A 17,860-nucleotide genomic window follows, 5' to 3' on the forward strand; every position below is an offset into this window, starting at 1 on the left:
GTTTCCCTGGGACGGACCGCTGCCTGCACCACATATCAGAACCCTCGCTGATATGGCTGAGGTGCTGGCCGAACCCATGGGTGCGGGCGGGGATCCCGGCCGACCCCTCTATTTTATGTACCGGGATCTGGCCAGAAACGATCACGACCGGGCCTGGCTTGAAGGGCATGTCCTCAGATACGACGCCACGGTCATCCCGCCCGGACGTGTGGGGGGGGAGTATGTCAAGACCAAGGGGCACTTCCATCCCGAAAACCGGGTGGGCGTGCGTTTTCCTGAGGTCTATGAAGTCGTCACCGGGAAGGCCCACTTTCTCCTGCAGACCTGGATGGCAGACGATGTCGTCCTCGTCGAGGGGTCGGCCGGCGATGTGGTAGTGATCCCGCCAGGTTACGGGCATGTCACCATCAACCCGGGCGAGGAGGAACTGGTGCTTGCAAACATCGTCTCGACGGCGTTTTCGAGTGAATACGGCCCGTATGTCAAACGGCACGGCGCCGCCTACTATGAGATGGCTGACGGTACCCTGGCCCCGAACCCGGCCTACGAGGATCCGGCCCCTATCCGCCTGGCGGCCCCGGCGGCGGTGCCGGCCTTCTGTACCGGCCGGAAGTCGCCGCTGTACTCCCTTGTCGGGAAAGAAAAGTGTCTGGACTATCTCAACCGGCCTGAAAAATATGGTAAGGCCTTCAGCGGGTGCTTAAGAGATCTGGCGGAGCAACCCGCTTGTGCGCCGATGCCCTGACTCTTTTGAGAACCAGTTCTTCAATCTCATTCTCCGCCATCCAGTCCTTCTCTGCAAGTGACCTGAGGGCCGCATCGATCTCGTCGTAGGTCGCCCCGAGTTCTTTCTCATCGGTCTGCCCCGTCCAGAGCCCGGCGGACGGCGGTTTCTCGACGACCCGTGCGGGGAGCCCCATCTCCCGCGCCACCTCGAAGACCTCTGTCTTGTACAGGTGGAGGATGGGCTGGATGTCGGCGGCGGCGTCGCCGTGTTTGGTCGAGTAGCCGACCAGATACTCGGTCCTGTTGGAGGTTCCGCAGACCAGACGGTTCTCCTGGTTTGCGACGGCGTACAGGAGGGTCATCCGTGTCCTGGCCATCAGGTTGCCGAGGACATATTTGCTCTCGGTGAGTCCGGGATACTGGCGGTAGGCCTCGATCACCGGTTCGATGGACATCTCCCTCAGTTCGATCCCGAGGTGCCGACAGACGGCCCCGGCATCTTCGAGGTCCGCGGGGGGGGTGACCGCACTGGGCAGGGCGATCCCGACCACCCGCTCGGGGCCGACGGCCCTGGCTGCAAAACCAGCCGCCACTGCGGAGTCGACCCCGCCGCTGATTCCGACGACGATCCCGTCTGCGCCTGCGTTCCAGACTGCATGGCGGACCATCTGGTCCACCGCTTCCATGACACATCCGATCTGCTCGATCATATTTATCCAACCTGAAAATATCCTGATATTTTCTGACCGCTGTCTTGGGGGTGAAGATATTGATACTCCTGTCGGAGAAGGAGGGGCCGGTTCATCCTCCCCGCGCTTCCCTGAGCACCTGGCAGGAGCGGCAGCGCTCGCCGGCATAGGGTTCGCCGCAGACCTCGCAGACCTTCAGGCTCTCCCCGGTCGTGCCGCAGACCCCGGAGAGTTCTTCGCCCAGGTTCTTGAGCGCGAACCTCGCGGCCGGGTGGCGGAGGGCATAGTCGTTGAGGAGGTTTCTGACATCTCCCCTGAGGGCGGTGCGGGAGTACGGGCACGCCCCCTCCTCGAAGTGCGCCAGGGTCAGGTGGGCATACAGGGCAACCTCACGTTCGGGTACCATGGCGAAGGGTTTGATCCTCGGGACGACCCCTGCCATCGGGGTCTGTTTCCCAAGCAGCCGCGCCGCGTCCCCTCTGAGGACGTTCATCAGTATCGACTGGGCCTCGTCGTCGAGGTTCATCCCGACGGCAAGTCTGGTTGCCCCGAGGTCGCGGGCGGCGGCGTTGAGGCAGTGACGACGGAGCACTCCGCAGTAGGTGCAGGAGAGGGTGTCCCCCTTCTGCTCCACGATCCGGTCGGTGGTGGTCCCGAGCATCTCCGTAAAGGAGACGCAGTGCCAGGGGACGCCGTGGTTCTCTGCGATCTCGCGGGCCACGGTTGGATCGCGGTACCCGGCGATCCCCTCGTCCACGGTGAGGGCGAGTAGGGTGACGTCCCGGCGTTCACCAAAGGTTCTGGCAAGAAAGTGGAGGAGGGCGCCGGAGTCCTTCCCACCTGAGAGGGCGACCGCGATGGTGTCTCCCGACCGGACCCACCGGCGTTTTCTGATCTCCCGCTTCGCCTTTGCCTCCACATCGGCGATAAAGTGGTCCCTGCAGAGGTGAAGCCCTGAGTAGCGCTGCCAGATCACCGCTTCCTTCCTGCACTTTGAACACTGCATTGCCCTGACCTGATCAAACTTTATCATCAGCCCTGATATAATCTGTAGTACGCATGCCAGTTTCTCCTGAGCAGATGAAGGCTCTGCACAAATACGACCTTAACGTCCTGTATGCCATCGAGCGTCTGATGCAACGGTACGCCTGGGTGCCTCTCGATGTCCTGAAGACAGCAACAAAACTTTCGGAGTCGGAACTGACGTATCGGCTCGGCCGACTCATCGAATGGGACCTGGTCAGGTCCGACGCGGTGCCGTACCCCGGTTACGCCCTCATCTTCGGGGGGTATGATACCCTCGCCCTTCAGACCCTCATCAAGCGGGGTTCGGTCTCGGCCCTCGGTCCTGTTATCGGGGTCGGGAAAGAGTCCGAGGTCTATGGGGGCCTTGGCCTTGGGCCGGTGGTCCTGAAGTTCCATCATGTGGGGCAGCGATCCTTTCAGTCGGCCAGGAAGGAGCGGGGGTATATGCCTGGCGGCGGCCACTGCCCCTGGATCTTCGCCTCGGCAAAGTCGGCCGAGCAGGAGTTCGAGGCCCTCTCCCGTCTCTCACCTGAGGTCTCGGTCCCGGTCCCGGTCGACCGATCCCGCCATGTGGTGGTGATGTCCGAGGTGCAGGGGGTGAACCTGAACCGCTGCATCCTCGAAGAGCCGCGTATGGTCCTCGATGAGATCCTGGAGAATGTCAGGCTCGCCTATGCGAAGGGCGTGATCCATGCCGATCTCTCGGAGTACAATATCATGCATGACGGGGAGAAGGTCTGGCTCATCGACTGGCCGCAGTGGATCGAGACCGACCACCCGAACGCCGAGGCGATCCTTCGCCGCGACATCGAGAATGTGCTTACGTTTTTCAGGAAAAAGTACCGGATAGACTATCCCACCGAGGAGGCGGTGGGTGTGGTGGTCGGGTGAAGGTCTTCGGGGTCGACATCATCAGGGGCTCGGTCCGTTCCAGGACCGAACGGCCGGTCTATGCCCTGGTCGTCCTGGAGGACGGCGAGGTGGTCGCCACCATGCAGGTGAATGCCTTCCGTCTCTCCAGGCTGATCGGACGCGAAGAGCCCGATATCCTGGCCACCGACTCGGTCCAGGAACTCGCTGTCGACCAGCGTGCCCTCGTTGGCTTTATGCAGACCCTGCCGACGAAGACGGCGCTGGTGCAGGTGACCGGCGGCGAGCGCAAAGAGACGCTCCAGAAGGTGGCCGGGCGGTACAATATCCTGGTCGAGAAGACCGACCCCTTTGCCGAGGCCGGGGCGGCGGCGCGGATCGCGTACCTGGGCGGCGGCGCGGTGGTGGTCGCCTTCGAGAAGACGACCGAGGTCACGGTCTCCCGCCACCGTTCGCCCGGCAAGGGGGGATGGAGCCAGAACCGGTACGTGCGCAAGGTGCACGGGGCGGTGCGGGAGCGGGCCCGCGAGGTGGAGGGGCATCTCGTGGCTGCCGGGCTGCGGTACGAGAAGAGCGAACGGCTTGCCTTCGGGGGGTTCTCGCGGGTGCAGTTTGTGGTCTATGCACTCAGAGACGAGATCCCGGTGCGGACGTATGCGGGGGCCGACGTGCAGGTGCGGGTGCAGGGGCGGCGTCTGGACAGGATCCGGTACGAGCCACTCTCGCGCCGGCCGCGCTACCTGATCGTGGGGATCGATCCGGGCACGACGACCGGGATCGGGGCGGTGACGCTGGAGGGCGAGGTGGTGGAGATCTTCTCGTCCAGGCAGATGGGTCCTGCAGAGATGATCGAGCATATCACCTCGGTGGGCAAGCCGCTGATCATCGCCTCAGATGTATCGCCGATGCCCGACACTGTCGAGAAGGTGCGGCGGGCCTTCAATGCCGTGGCGTACGTCCCACCGCAGGACCGGTCGGTGGAGTTGAAACTCGACCTGACGGCCGGGAGCGGCTACGCCAACCCGCACGAGCGCGACGCCCTCTCCGCGGCGCTGGACGCCTACCGTTCGTACAAGAACAAGTTCCAGAACATCGCCAGGCGAGTGCCGCCCGGTTTCGATCTGGACGAGGTGCGGGCCGGGGTGTTGCGGGGGCGTTCGATCGATGCGGTGCTCACTGATCTCTCGGGACGGCAGCGGCCTACGAAGCCTGAGAAGGAGGCCGCACCTCCGCCGGAAGTTCCAGTGGAGCGGGACGAACGCAGCGAGCGGATCGCGCAACTGGAGCGGACGGCGAAGCGACTGCGCGAGTTCGTGCAGGAACTCGAAGAGGGGATCGGCGAGAAGGACGCGGAGATCACGCGCCTGAAACGCCAGATCCGGCGCGAGCGCTCGGACCGTTCGAAGGTGGTTCTGCGGGATGCGGAACTGGGGAAGAGGGACGCGCAGATCGCGGCGCTCAAGAAGCGGCTCAGAAAGGAAGAGAAGAGGAACAAGAGCCTGAAAAAACGGATCGAACGGATGCGACGGGTCGAGGAACTCCAGATCGGTGAGGGACAGGCAGCGGTGAAGGCGCTCGACTCGCTCACCCACGACGCGCTCCGGGCGCTGGAGGCCGAACTGGGGCTCGGCGAGGAGGACGTCGTCTCGGTGCGGACGACCGGCGGGTGGGGCCGGAGCGTGGTGAAGGACCTGGCTGCGAGGCAGGTGCGGGCGGTGGCGGTGCCCGGCGACTCCCTCGACGAGCAGGATCCGTACCTCGTCGCCGAGGCACTGGTCGCCGGACTCCCGCTGGTCCCGGCCGGTGCGGTGGGGCTGCGGCTGATGGGTCGGATCGGGACGGTCGAGGAGGAGCATCTTGCCGCGGCCCTGGAGGCCTGGGGTGAACGGGTCGAGGCGCGTGAGCGGGAGAAGAAGGCGGCGATGCTCAACCAGGTCTTCAAGGAGTACCAGACCGAGCGGGAGAAGGAGGTGCGGCGGCGTGGATGAACGTGGACTCATCCGGGGCATCTCCGCGATTCTCCCAGGCGGGGCGACGGCAGACGACTGTGCGGTGCTCCCGCACGGCGACGAACTCCTCCTCCTCTCGACCGACATGCTCCACGAGACGACCGACTTCCCGGTCGGGATGACCGACGCGGAGATCGGGTGGATGGCGGCGGCGGTGACCATCTCGGATATCGCGGGGATGGGGGCGCGGCCGCTTGCCCTCCTCCTCGCGGCCGGGCTCGACCGGCCCGAACGGCTTGCCGGGATCACGGAGGGGGCGGCGCGGTGCTGCCGCACCTACGGCGCATCTCTTGTCGGCGGGGACACCGACGCCCACACCGAACTGACTCTCGTCTCCACCGGCCTCGGTGCGGCTGAGCAGGTGGTGCGACGACGGGGCGCCCGCGTCGGCGACCTGATCTGCGTCACCGGGTACCTGGGCGGGGCACAGGCGGCGCTCTCAGGCTACGACGACTACTGGCAGCGGCTCATCGCCCCGCGGCCGCGGGTGGCCGAGGGCCGAACCCTCAATGCGGCGGGGGCGACGGCGATGATGGACATCTCGGACGGGCTTGCGATGTCGCTCCACGACCTCCTGGGCGTGAACGGGTGCGGGTTTGCAGTGGAGAGCGAGCGTCTCCCCGGTCCCGCGGGAGTGCCCGAGGCCGAAGGCCGGGCGTTCGCCCTCTCCGGCGGCGGCGACTTCGAACTCCTCTTCACCATTCCCCCCGAACACTTCCCGGTGGCGGGGGTGGAGGCGACGGCGGTCGGGCGGGCCGTCGCGGCGCATGGGGTGTGGGCCGATGGCGTGCCTCTGGCGGCGGAAGGGTATATGCACCGGTGGGAGTGAGGACTCTCTCTTTTTTCGAGCGTTAGGTTCCATCAGAAGGATAGGCGGGGGCGGCGATGAAATGGTGGTCCCACCGGCTGTCCTCTTCCAGGGCTGGAGCAAGGAGCCGTGCATGCCCTCGGAGATCCACAAGAATTTTTCATCAGGCATACGTGCGCCCCGACGGCCTCCCCCGCCGTCCATCCCCCTCTATGCCCTCCACCGGGCGGTACCAAAAGAAGGAATCAACGTTCTCTCGGTGGGATTTATAGATCGTCTGTGGTTTTGAAAATCAATATATCAAATAATGACATCCTGAACCGATCGAAAATAGGATATATTGTTGTCAAATTATAGTTACTCATCCAGATCCGCTTCATTTTCAGGAGGTTCTTATCACGACTGAACGGTTCATCTTCAAGCAATCCAGAGACCGAATAACCGGACATATATTTCTCATCGGCATCGTCCTGCTCGCCCTCGCGCTCGCCTCCCCGCCGGCGGCGGCGGCGGAGGTGCCGGTCACCCCCGGCGCGAGCATCCAGGACGTGGTCGACATCGCCGCCCCCGGCGACGTCATCACCGTCAACGCAGGCACCTATGACGAGGATGTAACGGTGGACAAACGCCTCACCCTCAGGGGCGAGGGAGATGTGATCGTCAACGGCGGTTTCGTCCTCACCGGTACCGCCGACGGTACGACGGTCGAGAACTTCATCGTGAATCAGGGTACGGATTCTGTGGCCATCAATGTCAATTCTGTCAACGACGCCGTGGTGCGGGGGTGCACGGTCTCCGGCGGGATATATGGGATCTATATCCAATCTGCGACGAACTGCACGGTGGAAGGGTGCACGGTGAGTAATGTCGAAAATAACGGCATCCACCTAGAATCCGCAGGTCAGTCCCAGGTCCTGGACAACCAGGTGAGCGGATGTGGGGGGGGATTTAGTGGGTTTGGCATCTTACTCTATACCAATTCCCCAGACTGTCTTATCTCTGGGAACACCGTCCAGGGCTGCACAGATAGAGGGATTCAGATCCAGTCCGGGTGCCAGGGCGCTGTGATTGAGTCAAATATCTGTTCAGGGAATAACGGTGGTCTCCGTGTCAGTGGGTGCACCGGCACGCCCACCGTCCTGAGAGACAACACCGTCCTTGGAGACCACAACACCGCGGTCAGTCTGGAGGGGGTGGACTCTGTCATCGTCGAGAATGTGACGGCGAGGGACGGGAAAAGCGGTATTTTCCTTACCGATGCCGAGAATATCACGCTCACCAACAGCACCTTCACCGGGTTCACCGGTTATGGACTGTTTGTTTTCTCCGGCTCTTACGCGACGAACTCCCTCATCGCAAACAACCTCTTCAACAACACCCAGAATGTCTTAATCCCGGATAAATCCGTCACGACCGGCACCCGCTGGAACACCACACAGACCGCCGGTGAAAATATCCGCGGCGGTTCCTTCCTCGGCGGCAACCTCTGGCTGACGCCTGACGGCACCGGGTTCTCCCAGACCCGCGCTGACTTCGACCTCGATGGGATCTGCGACGAGGGCTACGACCTCGGGAATGGGTGCACCGACTCCCTCCCGCTCCAGAACGGCGGGCCGTCGGCGTCCTTCAGCGTCACGCCGTCGAGCGTGATGACCGGCATACCGGTCTCCTTCAACGACACCTCGGTGGGCGACCCCGCTTCATGGACATGGACCTTCGACGAGGAGGACCCCATCACCATCACCGACCCGGCCGACCGGAACGTCACCCGCACCTATGATACGGCGGACACCTACCAGGCGACCCTGACGGTCAAAAACGAGTTCGGCACCAACACCACGACCCGCACCGTCACCATCGAACCCTTCAGCATCCAGGGCGCAGTGAACGCCGCCGCCCCCGGCGACGTCGTCCTCGTCCCGTCCGGCACTTATGAGGAGGACGTGACGGTGAACAAGAACATCACCCTGCGGGGGAGCGAGAATGCGGTCCTCAACGGCAGGATCACGATCATCGGTGTCGATGGGGCGACGGTCGAGCACCTCACCGTGAACGGAGTTGAGGGCGACTCGGCCATCGAACTCTTCAGTGTCAGCGGGTGCACGGTCAGGGACAACACCGTGACCGGCGGGAGATACGGGATCAGTCTTGGCTGTGGGTCTTCGGACTGTCTGGTCTCGGGCAATCATGTCGAAGGGTATAGTAACGGCGGCATTGTCCTCTCCGGCTGCGGTTCAGGAAACGAGGTCGTTGCCAACACCTGTTCGGGTGGGAATTACGGTTTCGAGGTTAAATCTTGCACGGGACCAAACACCCTGCGGGACAACATCGCCCTCCATACAAATAGAGCGATCCAGTTGAATTATCCCGGTTCTGTCGTCATCGAGAATGTCACGTTGAAAGGAGGTACCGATGGCGTCGCCCACTATGGAGAAGACGACCTCACGCTCACCAACAGCACCATCGTCGGGTTCAACCATGGACTGTACTTTCAATCTGGGTCCTGCCAGGATCACGCCCTCATCGCAAACAACCGCTTTAACAACACAAATAACGTCAGGATCGATCCCGGCGCCGACCTCTCCAACGTCCGCTGGAACACGACAAAGACCGCCGGTGAAAATATCCGCGGCGGTTCCTTCCGCGGCGGCAACCTCTGGCTGACGCCCGAGGGCACCGGGTTCTCCCAGACCCACGCCGACTTCGACCTCGACGGGTTCTGCGACGAGGGCTACGACCTCGGGAATGGGTGCACCGACTATCTCCCGCTCCAGAACGGGGGGCCGTCGGCGTCCTTCACCGTGGCTCCGCCGACCATCATGACCGGCGTGCCGGTCTCCTTCAACGACACCTCGGTGGGCGACCCCTCCTCATGGACATGGACCTTCGACGGGGAGACAGAGACCACCCGGAACGTCACCCACACCTACGCGACCGCGGGCACCCACCAGGCGACCCTGACGGTCAAAAACGAGTTCGGCACCAACACCACGACCTGCACGCTCGACGTCACCCCCTACACCATCCAGGGCGCAGTGGACGCCGCCGCCCCCGGCGACGTCGTCCTCGTCCCGGCCGGCGAATATACCGAGAGCGTGAGGGTGGACAAGAACATCACCCTGCGGGGGAGCGAGGGTGCGGTCCTCAACGGCAGGATCACGATCACCTCCGGTGCCGACGGTGCGACCGTCGAAAACCTCACCGTGAACTGCGGAGGCATCACGTCCATCACCCTCTCCGGGGTCAGCGGGTGCACGGTCAGGAACAACACCGTGACCGGCGGCTACAGCGGGATCTGTCTTGATTCTGGGTCTTCGAACTGTCTGGTCTCAGGCAATCGCGTTGAAGGTTATAGTCAGAACGGCATCTGTATCAAAATGTGGAGTTCAGGAAACGAGATCGTCGCCAACACCTGCTCAGGTGGGTTTTATGGTTTCCATATCGAGAATTGCAGGGGACCAAACACCCTGCGGGATAACACCGTCCTCAATGCAACAAACGGAATCAATCTGCCTAATCCTGGTCCCGTCGTCATCGAGAATGTCACGATGCACATAAAACCCGGTGGCCAGGGCGTCATCTTCTCTGGGAACGATGCCCTCACGCTCACCAACAGCATCATCACCGGGGCCTCTGTGGGACTGAGTCTTTCACCCGATTCCGGCCTCGATCACATGCTCATCGCAAACAACCTCTTCAACAACACACAGAACCTCTATATCGGGTATGGTGCCGACCTGAGCGGCGCCAGGTGGAACACCACAAAGACCGCCGGTGAAAATATCCGCGGCGGTCCGTCCCTCGGCGGCAACCTCTGGCTGACGCCCGAGGGCACCGGGTTCTCAGAGACCCACCTCGACCTCGACGGCGATGGGATCTGCGACGAGCGTTACGACCTCGGGGCGGGATGCATCGATCACCTCCCGCTCCACACCTGCCTCCCGACCGCGAACTTCACCGTCACCCCCGCCGGCGGCAGCACCCCGCTCGAGGTGCAGTTCGCCGACGCCTCCTCGGGCGTCAACCCCCGCACCTATTCCTGGGACTTCGGGGACGCCACCTCCGACCAGGCCGCCCCCTCCCACACCTTCACGACCAACGGCACCTACCAGGTGAGCCTGACGGTCACCAACGACTTCGGGAGCGACACGACGACCAGGACGGTCACCGCCCTCGACCCGCCGATAGCCGTCATCTCCACGAATCTGACGGAGGGCAATGCCCCGCTGACCGTGCAGTTCACCGACGACTCGACCGGGTGCGTCTTCACCCGCCTCTGGGACTTCGACGACAGGACGAACGCCACCGCTGCCGGGGTCTCGCACACCTTCGAGAACCCCGGCACCTACAACGTCACCCTCAACGCGAGCAACCCCTACGCCTCCGCCGAGGCGGCGGTGAAGGTCGTGGTGCTCGCCCCGCCGGAGGCAAACTTCACCTTCACGCCCACGGCCGGGAACACCCCGCTGACGGTGACCTTCAACGAGACCACGACCGGCGACGTCGATACCTGGGCGTGGGACTTCGGCGACGGCACCCCGACCGTATCCGGCCGGAACGTCACCCATACCTTCAATGAGCGCGGCACGTTTCCGGTGACCCTGACCGCAAGCAATGCCTTCGGATCGAACGCCACGACCCGGACGGTGACGGTGCACGCCGCACCGGCGGCCGGTTTCGACCTGAACGTCTCTGAGGGCAACGACCCGCTGACCGTGCTCGTCACCAACACCTCGACCGGCGACTTCACGAAATGTGTCCTGGACTTCGGCGACGGTACCGGGACGGTGGTGATGTCCGGGGAGACGGCCGCCCATACCTTCGCCAGACCCGACACCTACACGATCACGCTCAACGCGAGCAACGCGTACGGGTTCAACCGCACCACCTCCACGGTGACGGTGCACGCCGCGCCAGCGGCCGGTTTCGACCTGAACGTCTCTGAGGGCAACGACCCGCTGACCGTGCTCGTCACCAACACCTCGACCGGCGACTTCACGAAATGTGTCCTGGACTTCGGCGACGGTACCGGGACGGTGGTGATGACCGGGGAGACGGCCGCCCATACCTTCGCCAGACCCGACACCTACACGATCACGCTCAACGCGAGCAACGCGTACGGGTTCAACCGCACCACCTCCACGGTGACGGTGCTCCCGCCACCGGTCGCGGCCTTCACGCAGAATATCGACGAAGGCAATGCACCATTGACCGTTGCGTTCACCGACGGATCGACGGGCAACGTGACCGCGTGGCAGTGGGACTTCGGCGACGGCAATGTCTCGACCGAAGAGAATCCATCGCACGAGTACGTGACGCCAGGGACGTATCCCGTCGTGTTGAACGCGAGCAACGTCTACGGGTTCAGTCTCTCTGACTCGACCGTGACGATCCTCGCCCCGCCGAAGGCGAACTTCACGCAGAGTGCGGACGAAGGCAACGCACCTCTTGCGGTTACCTTCACTGATGGATCGACGGGCAACGTCACCTCATGGCAGTGGGACTTCGGCGACGGCAATGTCTCGACCGAAGAGAATCCATCGCACGAGTACGTGACCGCCGGGACGTACACTGTCCAGTTGAACGCGAGCAACGCGTACGGCTTCAGCCTCTCAGAGTCCAGCGTGACAATCCTCGCCCCGCCGCTCGCCCGGTTCGGCAGCAAGGTTGGTGCCGACGGTAACCTGCGGGAGGTCGCCTTCACCGACCGGTCGACCGGGAACATCACCGCGTGGCAGTGGGAGTTCGGGGACGGCGCCTCTTCGACCAACCCGAACCCGGTCCACACCTATGCGGAGTTTGGGACCTACAACGTCACCCTGAGCGTGCGGAACGCCTACGACGCAAACGCCACCACCGCCGCCGTCACCCTCACCACTCCCTCATCTCATGGCGGTCGCTCGCCCGCATCGGCCGGTGCGGCAAGCAAGATCCCGGCCGGCGGCCACGCCTCCTTCGGGGTGCGTGAATCGGCGATCCATGAGGTGACGGTGACAGCCTCCGATGCGATCTCGCGCGTCCTGGTCACCGTCGAACCGACGACAAAGCCGAACAGTATCGAAGCTCCGGCCGACGCCGTCTACGAGTACGACCAGGTGACGCTGTACCATACCACCGAAGATGCCCTTGCCGGCGCCGCCTTCGACTTCACCGTTCCAAAAACGTGGCTCGATGAGCAGGGCGCCGGTCCCGATGACGTGGTGCTGTACCGCTACCACGACGGTGCGTGGCACGCCCTCCCGACCAGCGTGGTCTCGGAGGATGAGAGTGGATACTCCTTCACCGCCGAAAGTCCGGGCTTCGCCTTCTTTGCAATCGGAGCCGACGGCAGGGGGGTGCATCCCTCTGCAGGCACGAACGTCACCCGTCCGACACCCGACGTCGTTGAGACGGTGACGACCGCTGCCGCCACGACCGCCCCGGCCACCACCCCGCAGCAGCAGACTCCCCTGCCCTGGTGGCTGGCGGCGGTTGCCGCCGGTGCAGCCGTCGCCCTCCGGCACCGCCGATAAAGGAGAAGCATCTCACCATCATTCATTTTTTCCCTGCTACAGGAACAGATCCCCGGCAACCTTATCCTCCCTGCCGTTCACCGGTGAGGAAGACAGCATGGTCAGACCCACCCGCGTCGTTCTCATCGCAACGTTCATCGCCCTCCTTGCCCTCGCCGCAGCCTTCTTCCTTGCGGCCTCGGCCGAGGCGGAGAGCCTCACGGTCACGCACCTGCAGGTCGAAGGGGTGCCGGGTGAGATCGTCTTCGTCGCCGACCTCCACCTCAGAGAGGAGACCGCCCCGCTGATCGGGCGAGCGGTGGAGGAGGTGAATGCTCTCAGGCCCTCCCTGGTGCTCATCGGAGGAGACTGCATCTCTTCGGGGCGGCAGGACCTCCCGTACCTCGACCTCCTCGCCGGGATCGAGGCACCGGCCTATGCAGTCCTCGGCAACCACGACTACGGACGCTCCACCCGTGACCTCGACGAGACTGCCCTCGCAGCGGTGAACCTCACCATCGCGGGCTACGACCTCTCCCCCCTCGACGACGGTGAGGCCGACACCGTCCTTGCCGATGCCGTCGCCGGACGACTCGAAGCGGCCGGGGTGAAGGTGCTGCGAAACGAGTACGTCGTGGAAGAGATCGACGGTCGGACCCTCCTCATCGTCGGCCTCGACGACGCCCTTGCCGGCCGGACGGCGTATCCCGACGACCTGCCCGCCGCCGACTATACTGTCGTCCTCCTCCATGAACCAGAATACCGTGCGGCATGGGAGTGCGACCTCCTCCTCTGCGGCCACACGCATGGCGGGCAGATCGACCTCCCCATCATCGGCAAACCCGCCGCATGGCTCGGCCACTGGCCCTTTGCCGGGCGGCTGGACGAGGAGGGCCGGACACTCTATGTCGGCCGCGGCGTCGGGACCACGCCGTTCCTGGGGATGGGGTTGAGGTACAACTGCCCGCCCGAGATCACGGTCATCGAGACATAGCGGCACGTCATCACCGAAATGTCGGATGTTTGGTTTTGTGGCTCTGTAGAAACCATTTTCTTTTCATCGCCTCACCCCCCCGGTGAACTGAATCCATCGCCTTCCCTCATGCTCACGCTCGGGGGGAGAGTCCCCGAGACCCTCAGGATAGGAGTGGGAAGGCTGAGAAGTGGCGATGAAGAGGGGGTTGCCGTCCACTGCCCATCTTCGCGCGGGGGGTTGCTGGGGGCGGCAAGCCCCCCGTCGAAGAGAACCATCAAGAGGATTTACCATGAAAAATTTTTGATGCGGTATGCCTGAGGCGTGTTCTCGACTCATGCCCGATTCTATAGAACTGGTTTTGTAGAATTGCCCATGAACCCCGGGCTCGAGTATACGCGATGAAAATTTATCTCCGCTTGCTCTCTCTCTTTTCAAGACAGGAGAATCGGTGGGGATCGTGTTCCATCGCCGCCCTTCGGCTATCTTCGTCGTGGGGGCCTGAGATCGGCACCGGGCATGAGGGATCGAGCGGTTGCGATCCCGGTTCAGTCGATTTTATCTCTCATGAGAGAAGAGAGAGTGAAGTAGATATCGGGACTGGCGGTCCGGGACGCCCCGAGATGTCTCTTGCAGCAAACTCTTCTGTTTTACAGCCGTTTACAGCAGTTTGCGGAAGGTGCCGTCACTCAACGGGCGGCGTGGCGCGGATTGATCCGTTTTTTCTCTGCCAGACGTCGAGATCGTGGATCAGTTACAACATTTCGGGTTTCGCACCCACCCACCCACCCGCAGACCCATGAGTCCCCCGGCTACCGGGTGGGTGTGGGTTTTGCTGTAATATAGTACTAAGAGAGAGACGCGTCTCTCTATCTGTACTAGTACTGTACGATCGAACACCTCTCCTCGCCGTTTGATCTTCGCGGCACCTGCTGAAATTCTGCTGAAAACCTGCTGCAATGCTGTAAATGTCGTGGGTGATCCTGACCGTTGCCCCTATCGAGAGTGCGTTCCGTGCCGTCTTGCGGGATGATAAAAACGGGGGACCGCATGCCTGGATCAACGTGCCTTCCTCAACGCTCGTGCCGGGGGGGCGCTGCCCCTGATCCCGGGATGACGAGGGGGTCGGGAACCGTCCGCTTTCGTTCCCGTGGCGACCTTCTGTTCCTGACGTCCTACCGGTCGTCTTCCCGGACACAATAGAGATACTCCTGCGCCCACCCGGCGTACCGCCCGAAGTGCCGGCGGGCGAAGGAGGCGATCTCCTCGTACTCCCTGGGGCTCATCCCCCCGCTCTCGTTGAGGTGGGGGAGGTAGGCGCGGCGCATGATCCGTCTGATCCAGACGTCCACCGGGAAGGCCTCGTACTGCTGGAAGGCGAAGAGGAGAATACAGTCCGCGGCCTTGGGGCCGACGCCGGGGAAGCGGAGAAGTTCGGTCTTTGCCTCCGGGTACGGGAGGTCGGCGACCTGTGCCGCCCAGTCGGGATCGTCTGCACACATCCGTGCGGTCGTGCAGATATAAGGCGCCCGGTACCCGAGGACACATGCCCTGAGGGCATCCTCGCTGCAGGGCGCGAGGGTCACTGCGTCCGGGAAAGCATGGGCTCCACCAGGGAGGGGCGTTCCGTACCGCTCGGAGAGGAGACGGACCCGTTTTTTGACCGTCGGGATGTTGGTGTTGGTGGCGCAGATATAGGAGATGAGGGTCTCGAAGGGTTCCTGCCTGAGCAGGCGCAGGCCGGTGCAGGAGGTGACCGCCCGGTGGATTGCCGGGTCGGTGTCGATGGAGGCGAGGATCTCGTTCAGGTCAAGGTCGAGGGCGAAGTAGTCGGTGACGAACGCTTTGTCAGCACCTGAGAAGGAGAGCGTCTCTTCGTCCTGCCTGATCCTGACCGCCCGGCCCCGCGCCGTGCCCGACCAGGTGCCGTCCGCGTCCTTCTCCCACCGAAACGCCTGCCCGCACCCGAGCGTGGCGTCGAGGTCGAAGGGGGTGTCGGCATCGAGGACGATGGAATCGTTCATCAGAAAAAAAGGAGTTATTCTTTGCTCTCGCCGCAGCCACTCTCGCCGCAATAGATCCGCGACTGCACGTCGTGCCCGAGCCTCCCGATGGCGTCGGAACGGCACCGTGCGCAGTGGCGCATCTGTTTGATGAAGGGAGCGCACCGGTCCTGCATCGCCCGCTTCTCCGCCGGTGTCGGGGGGGTGATGTGGGCCAGTTTGTACTGCGGGATGAGCGGGATGAGGTTGAAGGAGAAGGCACCGAGTTCCCCGACCTTCTTTGCGATCGCCGGGATGTGCTCGTCGTTGACCCCCGGGATATAGACGCAGTTGACCTTCACGAACATCTTGCGTTCGACCGCCATCCTGATCCCCTCGAGCTGGTGTTCGAGGAGGACCTCCGCGGCCTCCCGCCCGGTATAGTGGGTGCCACGATAGTTCACATATGAATAGATCTGCTCGCCGATCGCCGGGTCGATGGCGTTGAGGGTGACCGTGACATTGCCGACATCGTATTGCTGGAGCTCGTCGATCGAGTCGGGGAGGAGGAGGCCGTTTGTCGAGAGGCACATGATCAGGTTGGGGAAGGCTTCGTGGACCAACCGGAGAGTCTCGAAGGTCTCCGGGTTTGCAAGGGGTTCGCCCGGACCCGCGATCCCGATCACCTTCACGTACGGGAACTCGTCCATCACCTGCTTCACCAGGTCCAGGGCCTCGTCCGGCTTCACCACCCTGGAGGTCACCCCCGGCCTGCTCTCGTTCACACAGTCGAAGTCCCGGATGCAGTAGTTGCACTGGATGTTGCACTTCGGTGCGACCGGCAGGTGACAGCGCCCGCAGGTGTGATGGGCCTTTTCACTGTAACAGGGATGTTCCTGCACCTTCCGGAGTTGTTCCGGGTCATAGGGCACCTCCTGCCCCTCTACATTTGCTTTCCTGTATCCTTCGTCGGCCATGTCAAACAAATCACATATCTCTCCGTCTCTATATTACAGTTCGGTTCCCGGACCCGGACAGGGGGAACGGTTATATCGTGACAGATATACCCTGAATAGTATGACGAATCGTGTATCTGTCCTTATGCTCCTCTGTCTCTGCATATCAATGCTTGGAGCCGGGTGTACCTCCCCGCAGGGGCCGCAACCCACGCCGACCCCGATGGTGACCCCGGACGCCACGACCCCGGTCCCGGCCGTCGAGAGTCCGGTCCTGATCGTCGACCCGCGGCTCGACGAGATGACGATCACCCTTGACGCCGTCGAACGGGAGGACGGTCAGGGCGTGATCCTCAAACTCAAGGTAGACCCGAAGGGCGCTGCGATCTCAAGGGACGGTGCCGACATCCTCACGACCTTCTTCGCCTACAACTCTGCAGACAAACCTGCAGGGTATGCACCTGCATCGGCCGATAATGTACGGTCTGCAATGATCCCGTACAGGAGTATATTTTTCACGGTCTATGATGCATCTGTTGAGTTTACCACAGACCTGCCGCGGGACTCGGAGATCAAAGGGCTCGACATCTCGCAGGACTATGTCTATGGGGCGGTCGTCTGGATCCGTGACTGAAAAAAGGATGGCGATAATTTCTTCAGGTTCTTTGATGGGCCTTCCATGCCCAATCGCAGCTGCGGGGGTTTGGGGGCGGATCCCCCGGCGTGAGATGGTGGGAAGGTGTGAGATCAAAAATGCCGCCCCCAGAGAAGGATGAGGGATCTGAACATGCTCTCTTCTGCCGGGTGGGGATCCCCCGAGCCCTCCCATGGCAAGGATAGGCGGGGGCGATGATGTCTGGTGTGTCCCGTCACCCGGTCCTGAGAGAGTCTGAGTGTATCCAGTGGAGTTGAAAAAAGAGGTCAGGTGTCGCAGCCCGGCACTGCCATCACCTGAAAGATTGCCCGACCCTTTGCTGTGAGTGAGATTGTGGTGAAGAGATAGGTCTCCCCGGACGTGCGGTGGTGGGCCTCCACTGCTCCCATCTCTTCGAGTTCTCCGACTGCCAGGTTGATCTCATGGGATTGAAGCCCGGTCATCCTCTCCAGATCCCTGCCGGTATACTGGCGCATCTCGCTCCCGACCAGGGCGTACAACATTTTTTCGGCATTTTTTCCCGGTTTTTTCATTTAGTTCCTCCCTTCTTCGTAGTCTGCTGTGTGTTCTCATCCACACATCTGAGAATAAAACCTTTGTATGTCAGTGGGGGCGGTTACGGGTTTCACGAATCATGGGGTAAGAGATATAATCGAGTATGGATATTATACCCTT

12 protein-coding genes are annotated in these 17,860 nt (G+C 62.6%); 7 read left to right on the top strand and 5 right to left on the bottom strand.

From position 1 onward, the window contains the following. Positions 1 to 52: 52 nt before the first annotated feature. Positions 53 to 745 carry a glucose-6-phosphate isomerase family protein gene (locus RJ40_RS09250; protein ID WP_265580570.1) on the top strand — a complete coding sequence of 231 codons (693 nt, stop codon included), beginning with the start codon at positions 53 to 55 and terminating at the stop codon, positions 743 to 745. Here the strand turns inward: RJ40_RS09250 and RJ40_RS09255 are convergent. Both RJ40_RS09255 and RJ40_RS09260 read right to left on the bottom strand, forming a co-directional pair. After that, the gene (locus RJ40_RS09255) at positions 690 to 1,436 is read right to left on the bottom strand and encodes an NAD+ synthase (protein ID WP_265580571.1); all 747 of its coding nucleotides are present in this window, start codon (positions 1,434 to 1,436) and stop codon (positions 690 to 692) included. The two genes, RJ40_RS09250 and RJ40_RS09255, sit on opposite strands and share 56 nt — an antisense overlap. A gap of 91 nt (positions 1,437 to 1,527) precedes the next feature. Then, a complete protein-coding gene (locus RJ40_RS09260) occupies positions 1,528 to 2,448 on the bottom strand; it encodes a TIGR00269 family protein (protein ID WP_265580572.1) in 921 nt (306 codons plus the stop codon). Between the two features lie 26 nt (positions 2,449 to 2,474). On the opposite strand from RJ40_RS09260, the gene RJ40_RS09265 reads away from it, so the two are divergent. The 5 genes from RJ40_RS09265 to RJ40_RS09285 all read left to right on the top strand — a co-directional run bounded on the left by RJ40_RS09265 (position 2,475) and on the right by RJ40_RS09285 (position 13,613). Next, complete coding sequence (locus tag RJ40_RS09265) at positions 2,475 to 3,332, top strand: serine/threonine-protein kinase RIO2 (protein WP_265580573.1); 858 nt, start codon at positions 2,475 to 2,477, stop codon at positions 3,330 to 3,332. Continuing rightward, complete coding sequence (locus RJ40_RS09270) at positions 3,329 to 5,299, top strand: DUF460 domain-containing protein (protein ID WP_265580574.1); 1,971 nt, start codon at positions 3,329 to 3,331, stop codon at positions 5,297 to 5,299. Before RJ40_RS09265 ends, RJ40_RS09270 begins: the two co-directional genes overlap by 4 nt. Beyond that, positions 5,292 to 6,149 (top strand): thiamine-phosphate kinase, encoded by an 858-nt coding sequence (gene thiL / locus RJ40_RS09275; protein ID WP_265580575.1) that lies wholly within the window; start codon positions 5,292 to 5,294, stop codon positions 6,147 to 6,149. Before RJ40_RS09270 ends, thiL begins: the two co-directional genes overlap by 8 nt. A gap of 494 nt (positions 6,150 to 6,643) precedes the next feature. Next, positions 6,644 to 12,640 (top strand): PKD domain-containing protein, encoded by a 5,997-nt coding sequence (locus RJ40_RS09280; RefSeq protein WP_265580577.1) that lies wholly within the window; start codon positions 6,644 to 6,646, stop codon positions 12,638 to 12,640. A gap of 97 nt (positions 12,641 to 12,737) precedes the next feature. Then, a complete protein-coding gene (locus RJ40_RS09285) occupies positions 12,738 to 13,613 on the top strand; it encodes a metallophosphoesterase (protein WP_265580578.1) in 876 nt (291 codons plus the stop codon). 1,154 nt (positions 13,614 to 14,767) lie between these two features. Here RJ40_RS09285 and RJ40_RS09290 read toward each other — a convergent pair. Both RJ40_RS09290 and nifB read right to left on the bottom strand, forming a co-directional pair. Then, positions 14,768 to 15,616 (bottom strand): DNA glycosylase, encoded by an 849-nt coding sequence (locus RJ40_RS09290; RefSeq protein ID WP_265580579.1) that lies wholly within the window; start codon positions 15,614 to 15,616, stop codon positions 14,768 to 14,770. A 14-nt stretch (positions 15,617 to 15,630) separates the two neighbouring features. After that, on the bottom strand, positions 15,631 to 16,551 hold the full coding sequence (gene nifB, locus RJ40_RS09295) for a nitrogenase cofactor biosynthesis protein NifB (RefSeq protein ID WP_265580580.1): 921 nt from the start codon (positions 16,549 to 16,551) through the stop codon (positions 15,631 to 15,633). Between the two features lie 100 nt (positions 16,552 to 16,651). Here nifB and RJ40_RS09300 point away from each other — a divergent pair, with 100 nt between their 5' ends. Further along, entirely contained in the window at positions 16,652 to 17,164 is a 513-nt protein-coding gene (locus tag RJ40_RS09300; protein ID WP_265580581.1) for a hypothetical protein, read from the top strand. Between the two features lie 287 nt (positions 17,165 to 17,451). Here the strand turns inward: RJ40_RS09300 and RJ40_RS09305 are convergent, their stop codons facing one another. Further along, a complete protein-coding gene (locus RJ40_RS09305) occupies positions 17,452 to 17,718 on the bottom strand; it encodes a hypothetical protein (protein ID WP_265580582.1) in 267 nt (88 codons plus the stop codon). Between the last annotated feature and the right edge of the window lie 142 nt (positions 17,719 to 17,860).

The sequence above is a fragment of the Methanofollis aquaemaris genome (assembly GCF_017357525.1).
Lineage (GTDB): Archaea > Halobacteriota > Methanomicrobia > Methanomicrobiales > Methanofollaceae > Methanofollis > Methanofollis aquaemaris.

What these genes read in the sequence shown, in the direction of transcription:
- RJ40_RS09300 (WP_265580581.1), top strand. Translation starts at nt 16,652, where the DNA reads ATGACGAATCGTGTATCTGTCCTTATGCTCCTCTGTCTCTGCATATCA.
- RJ40_RS09285 (WP_265580578.1), top strand. Translation starts at nt 12,738, where the DNA reads ATGGTCAGACCCACCCGCGTCGTTCTCATCGCAACGTTCATCGCCCTC.
- RJ40_RS09250 (WP_265580570.1), top strand. Translation starts at nt 53, where the DNA reads ATGGCTGAGGTGCTGGCCGAACCCATGGGTGCGGGCGGGGATCCCGGC.
- nifB (WP_265580580.1), bottom strand. Translation starts at nt 16,551, where the DNA reads ATGGCCGACGAAGGATACAGGAAAGCAAATGTAGAGGGGCAGGAGGTG.
- RJ40_RS09255 (WP_265580571.1), bottom strand. Translation starts at nt 1,436, where the DNA reads ATGATCGAGCAGATCGGATGTGTCATGGAAGCGGTGGACCAGATGGTC.
- RJ40_RS09265 (WP_265580573.1), top strand. Translation starts at nt 2,475, where the DNA reads ATGCCAGTTTCTCCTGAGCAGATGAAGGCTCTGCACAAATACGACCTT.
- RJ40_RS09260 (WP_265580572.1), bottom strand. Translation starts at nt 2,448, where the DNA reads ATGATAAAGTTTGATCAGGTCAGGGCAATGCAGTGTTCAAAGTGCAGG.
- RJ40_RS09305 (WP_265580582.1), bottom strand. Translation starts at nt 17,718, where the DNA reads ATGAAAAAACCGGGAAAAAATGCCGAAAAAATGTTGTACGCCCTGGTC.
- RJ40_RS09290 (WP_265580579.1), bottom strand. Translation starts at nt 15,616, where the DNA reads ATGAACGATTCCATCGTCCTCGATGCCGACACCCCCTTCGACCTCGAC.